The organism is Streptomyces sp. 15-116A, from assembly GCF_025290915.1.
Classification (GTDB): domain Bacteria; phylum Actinomycetota; class Actinomycetes; order Streptomycetales; family Streptomycetaceae; genus Streptomyces.
This window is the reverse complement of the sequence record NZ_JAOCQE010000313.1, coordinates 1-6,698: the sequence shown is the minus strand read 5'-3', so window position 1 is coordinate 6,698 and position 6,698 is coordinate 1. Positions and strand designations below refer to the sequence as shown.

Below are 6,698 nucleotides of genomic sequence, written 5' to 3'. Positions count from 1 at the left end.
CGTCGGCGACATGGTCGCGCACCTTCGCGGAGGCCAGTACCAGCGAGACGGCCGCCGCGAGCCGCGCGCCCTCGCCGTGCGCGACGGACGCGGTGCGCATCCCGCGCAGCGGACAGGGTCCCGCCGTGCGCCGTCCGGCCTCGGCCGACCCGGCCTGAGCCTCCGTCAGAACCGAGATGAGCAGCCCGTCGTAGTTGGTGACGACGCGGGCGAGCTGCCCGTGGTCGCCGCGCAGCGCGAGGCAGAGCCCGCACAGATGCGCCATCCACTGGGCCGTGAGCTTTTCCCCGAGCCGATGCCGGCAGGGCCGGACCATTCCGAACACAACATCCCCCGTTGCGGTAGTACAAGCTGAGCGGCGGCATCGTATCGGCCCTCTCGTTCACCCGTACGCACCGCTCATCACCCGTACGCCGCGAAGAGTCATATTTCACTCACAGTCAGCAGCCGTTTACATCAAGACCCTTGGGAAACACGGACTCTCGACGGATCGGTCGTGCACCAGTACCGTCACAAACCCCCCGTGCGGCGTCTATCCACTTGGCGCGCCATCCGCATCATGGACGACCATAGGGGTGCGGAAAGCAAGCAAGACCGCTGTGAGAGGAGGCGTCCATGGGATCGGTACGCAAGGCAAGTGCCTGGCTGGGCCTCGTCGACGACAACGAAGACGAGCGTTACTACGACGACGACTACTCCGACGGGGCCGAGTCCGGGGATGCCTGGGTCACCGATCCGCGGGTCAAGGTGGCCGCGGACGTCGCCGAGGAGAAGGGCCGCCGCATCGGCACCATCACTCCGGACAGCTTCCGGGACGCCCGCGCGATCGGCGAGCTGTTCCGGGACGGGGTGCCCGTCATCATGAACCTCACCGCGATGGAGGCCACCGACGCCAAGCGCGTGGTGGACTTCGCCGCCGGGCTGATCTTCGGTCTGCGCGGCTCCATCGAGCGGGTGTCCAACCGTGTGTTCCTGCTGAGCCCGGCCGACACCGAGGTGGTCAGCGGGGAGCCGGCCGCGCACCGGTCGGACGGCTTCTTCAACCAGAGCTGAGGCGGGGCCGCTCACCGGCCCTGCCTCCTCCCCTGGTTCCGGCCGGATCTACCGGAACGCGTCGGTCGATCTACCGGAACGCGTCGATCCCGGTGAGCGCCTTGCCCAGCACCAGCTGGTGCATCTCGACGGTGCCCTCGTAGGTGAGCACCGACTCGAGGTTCGTCGCGTGCCGCATCACGGGATATTCGAGCGAGATCCCGTTGGCGCCGAGAATGGTGCGGGCCGTACGGCAGATGTCGATGGCCTCGCGAACGTTGTTGAGCTTGCCGAAGCTGACCTGCTCGGGACGCAGGCGGCCGGCGTCCATGCGCCGCCCCAGATGATGGGCGAGCAGAATCCCCTTGTGCAGTTCGACCGCCATGTCGGCGAGCTTGGCCTGGGTCAGCTGGAATCCGCCGATGGGCCGCCCGAACTGCTCCCTCGACTTCGCGTAGTCGACCGCCGCCTCGAAGCAGCTGCGCGCGGCACCCATGGCGCCCCAGACGATCCCGTAGCGCGCGTGCGACAGACAGCTCAGCGGGCCGCGCAGCCCGGTGACCTCCGGCAGTACGGCATCGGCGGGCAGCCGTACGTCGTCCATGACCAGCTCGCTGGTGACGGAGGCGCGCAGCGACCACTTGTGCTTGATCTCGGGGGCGGAGAAACCGGGGACGTCGGTCGGCACGGCGAAGCCGCGAATGCCGTCGTCGGTCTGCGCCCACACGACCGCGACTCCCGCCACGGAGCCGTTGGTGATCCACATCTTGCGGCCGTTGAGGAGCCAGTCGGAGCCGTCCCGCTTGGCGTAGGTGCGCATCGAGGCCGGGTCGGAGCCGTGGTCGGGTTCGGTGAGCCCGAAGCAGCCGATGACCTCGCCGGCGGCCATCCGCGGCAGCCACCGCTGCTTCTGCTCCTCACTGCCGAAGCGGTGGATGGCGTACATCGCGAGGGAGCCCTGCACGGAGACCAGGGAGCGGATCCCGGAGTCGGCCGCCTCCAGCTCCAGACAGGCGAGCCCGTACTGCACGGCGCTCGCGCCCGCGCACCCGTAGCCGTCGAGGGACATGCCGAGCGCGCCGATCCCGCCGAGCTCCCGGGCCAGCTCGCGGATGCCGGGCAGCTCGCCCTTCTCGTACCAGTCGGCGACGTACGGCAGCACCCGGTCCGCGGCCCAGCCGCGCACGGTGTCCCGGATCGCCAGGTCCTCCGGCTCCAGCAGATCGTCGAGGCCGAGCGGGTCGGCGGGATCGAAGGGGGGCAGCTTCGAGGACTTCGACGGGGACGACATGGGGGCACCCTCCGGGGCGATTTAACTAGCGTCGCTAGTCAGTCGGTCGGGGCGACGTTACGACGCAGTGTGCCCCACGTCCACCCCGGCCAGGGGCCCGGTGGGCGCGCCTCACACTTTCAACCCGGAGACCCGCGGCTCCGCGGCCTCCCGTGGCGCGGGCAGGTCCACGGCGGCGGCCGGCTCGCACTGCATCACACGGGGCAGCCGGAGCGCCATCGCCGCGCCGAGCAGCAGCAGACCGGCACTGACCAGCAGGGTCACGTGCAGACCGTGCACGAAGGAGTGGCGGGCGGCGTGCCGCAGGGCGGCTCCGGCGGGGCCGCCGAGCTGCGCCGCGACCTCGTAGGCCTCGCCCAGCGAGTGCGACGCAGCGGTGGACGCCCGCGCCGGGACTCCGGGCACGCCGCTGAGGCCGGGCGCGTAGGCCGCGTTCATGACGCTGCCGAGGAGGGCGATGCCGATTCCGGCGCCGAGCTGGTAGGAGGTCTCCCCTATCGCGGCCGCGCCGCCCGCCTGCTCCGGGGGCGCCTCGCTCAGCATCGACTCGTACGCCCCGAACAGGGTGGTCTCCAGTCCGAAGCCGAGCAGGACGAAGCCGGTCAGCAGCAGGGCGCAGTTGTCCTTGCCGCCCATCGCGGTGAGCGCCACGACGGCGGCGGCGGTCAGGCAGAAGCCCGCGCAGACCATCCGGCGCGGCCCGAACCGGCGCAGCATCCTGGCGCCGGCGAGGCCCGCCGCCATCGCCGCGAAGGTCAGCGGCAGCAGCCGCAGGCCGGTCTCCAGCGGGGACAGCCCGAGCACCAGCTGGAGGTACTGCGCCGCGATCAGCTCCAGGCCGACCAGCGCGAGCATGGCCAGCACGATGCAGCCCACCGAGGTGCTGAACGCGGGCCGGGCGAACATCTTCAGGTCGATCAGGGGGTGCGCCCGGCGCCGCTGCCTGCGGACGAAGGCGGCGATCAGGGCGGCCCCGGCGAGCAGCGGGAGCACCGTCGCCGGGCCGGTGACGTCCTCGCCGCTGCCGAGCCGCTTCACACCGAAGACGACGGCGAACAGTCCGGCCGCCGCCATCAGCGCGCCGACCACGTCCCAGGGGCCCCGGCCGTCGCCCTTCGACTCCGGCAGCAGGATCCGGCCCACCGGGAGGCTGACGAGCATCAGCGGGATGTTGACGAGGAAGACCGAGCCCCACCAGAAGTGCTCCAGCAGGAAGCCGCCGAGCAGCGGCCCGACGGCCGCGCCCACTGCGGCGACCGCGCTCCACACGCCGATGGCGAGCGCGCGCTCGCGCCGGTCCGGGAAGACCTGGCGGAGGATCGACAGCGTGGCGGGCATGATCATCGCGCCGCCGACGCCGAGCATCGCCCGCGCCACGATGAGCACCTGGGCGTTGTCGGCGAGGGCTGCCATGCCGGAGGCGACGCCGAAGAGGGCGTAGCCGAGCAGGAGGACGCGTCTGCGGCCGACCCGGTCGCCCAGCGTGCCGAAGAGGATCAGCAGCGAGGCGCACACGAGTGGATAGGCGTCGACGATCCAGAGCAGCTCCATCGCGCCGGGCCTGAGGTCCTCGGTGACGGCGGGGACCGCCACGTGCAGCACGGTGGCGTCGACGGCGACCAGCAGCAGGCTGACGCAGAGGACGACGAGCACCACCCAGCGGTTGGCACCGGCCCCGGCCGCCCGACGGCGCAGCGCGGCGGCGGCCGTGGTCGTCCCGGACATGTACGTACCTCCCAGATGTTCCCTCGCGTTCGGCGGGCTCGCGGGGGTGGGGAGTTCCCCGCGACTCGGCCGGAGAGGAGCGGTGTCCCCGGCCCGCGCAACGACATGGCGAGTGACACGTCAGCGTACGCGAGTGAGCGCCGGGGTCGAGTGGTGGGCCTCTCACACATGTCCGGGATCGATGTGGTGTGCGCCACTCACCCGTGGTCCGCGCACGCCCTGCCGGACGGGCCGGTCCCCACCCCGGTCGATAATCGGGCACGTGACCGATCTTGTGCCGCGTGCGGCGGCCCGCCCCTTCCCGCTCCTGCGCCGGGCCGCCCCCGCGCTCCTCGGGTACGCCGCCGTGCGTGCCCTGGGCCTGGCGGTGCTGGTCCTGTGGAGCGAGGCGCGCGGCAAGAGCGCGTACACCTTGCTGACCGCCCGCTGGGACGCCCTCTGGTACACCCGCGTCGCCGAGCTGGGGTACGGCTACGAGGTGCGCCTGCCGAACGGCGACGTGCACTCGAACCTGGCGTTCTTCCCGCTGCTGCCCTGGCTGGAGCGGCTGGTGGCGGCGGTGTCGCCGCTGTCGTACGCCGACGGCGGCTTCGTCGTCAGCCTGCTCGCCTCGCTCGCCGCAGCGTGGGGGATCTTCGCGGTCGCGGACCATCTGTACGGGCGCCGGGCGGGCGTGTGCGCGGTCCTGCTGTGGGCGGTGCTGCCGGTCGGCGTCGTGCAGTCGATGGCGTACAGCGAGTCCCTGTTCACGGCCCTGGCGGCCTGGTCCCTGTACGCGGTGCTCACGGACCGCTGGGTGACAGCGGGCACGCTGGCGGCCCTGGCGGGCCTGACCCGCCCGGTGGGCATGGCGGTGGTGGCGGCGGTGTGGACAGCGGGCGTGGTCACGTTGCTGAGGCACCGCAGGGCGGCGCGGGGACCCGCCGCTCCCACCGGCCTTCCCGACCGCCCGCAAGCCTCCGGCGAGGCATCAGCCGCCCCCGGCACCCGCCCTCGCCTCGCCGCCGCACTTGGTTTCCCTGCCACGTCCCTCGTCCGGCTGCTCCTCGGTATGGCCCTCGCGCCCCTCGGTGTCGCCGGCTACGTGCTGTGGGTCGGGTGGCGGACCGGGGGCGGGGTGTTCGGGTATCTGGAGGTGCAGGCGGGCTGGCGGAACGGGTTCGACGGGGGGTTCGCCTTCGCCCGGTTCGTCGCCGCGAAGTTCGGCTCGTTCCCCTCGGCGCTCGCCGGGCTCGGCCTGGTCGTCGGGGTCGCGCTGCTGGTGTGGCTGTACGTGATCTGCGTACGGCAGCGCCAGCCGCTCCCGCTGCTGGTGTACGCCGGGGTCGTCACCGCGCTCGCCCTGTGCGCGTCGAGCTACTTCGGCTCGAAGCCGCGCCTGCTGCTGCCGGCCTTCCCGCTGCTGCTGCCCCCTGCCATGGCCCTGGCGAAACGGGGTATCCGCAGGGCAGCCCTGGTCATCGGCCCGGTCGCGGTGGCGTCGGCGGTGTACGGCGCCTTCTGGCTGAACGGCTCGGGACCGCCCTGAGCCCGTCCGGGCTGCCCGGACGGACGATGAGCGCCGGGAAAATTTCCGGCCAGGCCCGGGTGAACGAAATGGGACGCCGCATAAATCACCGACCGGAATGATCAAAAGAATTGAAGGCCGGGGCCTCCGGAGATTACGGAATCGCCGGAATTAAAGGCCCTCCTGAGAGGAATGCCACATCACATCGTCATCACAAAGCCGCTGATTCGACGGGGTTCCGCGCTCACTCGCTGTAACGTCGATTGGGTGCGTACCGAACGGAAGCCCACCCGTCTGGACCGGGTGTTCGCGAGGCTGGATCGTGAGCCGGAACGACCGGCTCACATCGATGTGCCGCGGATGAGCCGGCACCGGGTGGTGCTCTTCGGCGCCACTCTGGCCTTCTACCTGGCGATCGTGTGGGCCGTAGTGATCACCTCCTGGCTGGTCCGGCTGGACTGGCGGGTGATGTTCTTCCGCCCCTACGAGCAGTGGTCCGAGCTGCACGCCTTCGTCGACTACTACGTCGTCCTCGGTCAGCGCGGTCCCACCGCCGTGATGGTCGCGGCCTGGCTGGGCTGGCGCTCCTGGCGGCAGCACACGCTGCGCCCGATGCTCGCGCTCGGGGTCTCCCTGTTGTTGCTGAACGTGACCGTCGGCGCCGCGAAGTACGGCATGGGGCGCCTCGGACCACATTACGCGACGGAGATCGGCTCGAACGAGATGTGGCTCGGCGGGGATATATTTCCCAGCGGCCACACCGCGAACGCCGTGGTGACCTGGGGAATCCTGGCCTATCTGGCCTCCACGCCGAGAGCGCGGCGCTGGTTGTCCGCGGTGTCCGCGGTGACCTCGCTCGGTGTCGGTCTGGCCACCGTCTACCTGGGCACGCACTGGCTGAGCGATGTGCTCCTCGGCTGGGCAGCGGGCCTGCTGATCCTGCTGGCGCTGCCCTGGTTCGAGCCGCTGATCGCCCGCGCCGAGGACCGGATCTTCGATCTGCGGGACAGCTGGCGGGACCGCCGGCGGCGTCCCTCGCAGACCCGTCCCGCCGGTGCCCCGGTGGTGCTCTCGCCGCTCACCGGCCGCGACGACGCCCCGGCGCCGGAACCGGTCGGCGCGGGCCGCTCGGGCGGGCGGACG

The 6,698-nt window shown here is 71.5% G+C and carries 6 protein-coding genes; 3 read left to right on the top strand and 3 right to left on the bottom strand.

Annotated elements, in window-relative coordinates; all coding sequences use genetic code 11:
* Positions 1–325 (bottom strand): DUF5685 family protein (locus tag N4P33_RS30770; protein WP_260830223.1); only part of this gene is annotated, 325 nt, incomplete at its 3' end.
* 290 nt (positions 326–615) lie between these two features.
* Between N4P33_RS30770 and N4P33_RS30765 the strand changes: the two genes are divergently transcribed.
* A complete protein-coding gene (locus tag N4P33_RS30765) occupies positions 616–1,053 on the top strand; it encodes a cell division protein SepF (protein WP_260830222.1) in 438 nt (145 codons plus the stop codon).
* Between the two features lie 70 nt (positions 1,054–1,123).
* On the opposite strand, the gene N4P33_RS30760 is transcribed toward N4P33_RS30765, so the two are convergent.
* The gene (locus N4P33_RS30760) at positions 1,124–2,323 is read right to left on the bottom strand and encodes an acyl-CoA dehydrogenase family protein (protein ID WP_260830221.1); all 1,200 of its coding nucleotides are present in this window, start codon (positions 2,321–2,323) and stop codon (positions 1,124–1,126) included.
* A 111-nt stretch (positions 2,324–2,434) separates the two neighbouring features.
* Positions 2,435–4,048, bottom strand: a complete 1,614-nt coding sequence (locus N4P33_RS30755) for an MFS transporter (protein WP_260830220.1) — start codon at positions 4,046–4,048, stop codon at positions 2,435–2,437.
* Between the two features lie 262 nt (positions 4,049–4,310).
* Between N4P33_RS30755 and N4P33_RS30750 the strand changes: the two genes are divergently transcribed.
* Together N4P33_RS30750 and N4P33_RS30745 are read left to right on the top strand one after the other, a co-directional pair.
* Positions 4,311–5,576 (top strand): glycosyltransferase family 39 protein, encoded by a 1,266-nt coding sequence (locus tag N4P33_RS30750; RefSeq protein ID WP_260830219.1) that lies wholly within the window; start codon positions 4,311–4,313, stop codon positions 5,574–5,576.
* A gap of 246 nt (positions 5,577–5,822) precedes the next feature.
* A partial coding sequence (locus tag N4P33_RS30745; RefSeq protein WP_260830218.1) for a phosphatase PAP2 family protein occupies positions 5,823–6,698 on the top strand: 876 nt, incomplete at its 3' end.